3 tRNA genes are annotated in these 245 nt (G+C 50.2%); all 3 read left to right on the forward strand.

What is annotated here, in order from left to right:
- Positions 1 to 2: 2 nt before the first annotated feature.
- Positions 3 to 78: transfer RNA gene (locus CD035_RS02415), tRNA-Val, on the forward strand.
- Between the two features lie 5 nt (positions 79 to 83).
- A tRNA-Thr gene (locus CD035_RS02420) sits at positions 84 to 159 on the forward strand.
- A gap of 7 nt (positions 160 to 166) precedes the next feature.
- Positions 167 to 242 (forward strand) — tRNA-Lys (locus tag CD035_RS02425).
- Positions 243 to 245: the final 3 nt, after the last annotated feature.

Consider the following 245-nt stretch of genomic DNA (forward strand, 5'->3'; position numbering starts at 1 on the left):
ATGGAGAATTAGCTCAGCTGGGAGAGCATCTGCCTTACAAGCAGAGGGTCGGCGGTTCGAACCCGTCATTCTCCACCATTTTTGCCGGCCTAGCTCAACTGGTAGAGCAACTGACTTGTAATCAGTAGGTTGGGGGTTCAAGTCCTCTGGCCGGCACCATGTTTTAGAGCCATTAGCTCAGTTGGTAGAGCATCTGACTTTTAATCAGAGGGTCAGAGGTTCGAATCCTCTATGGCTCACCATTT

The sequence above is a fragment of the Mammaliicoccus sciuri genome, from assembly GCF_002901825.1.
Taxonomy (GTDB): domain Bacteria; phylum Bacillota; class Bacilli; order Staphylococcales; family Staphylococcaceae; genus Mammaliicoccus; species Mammaliicoccus sciuri.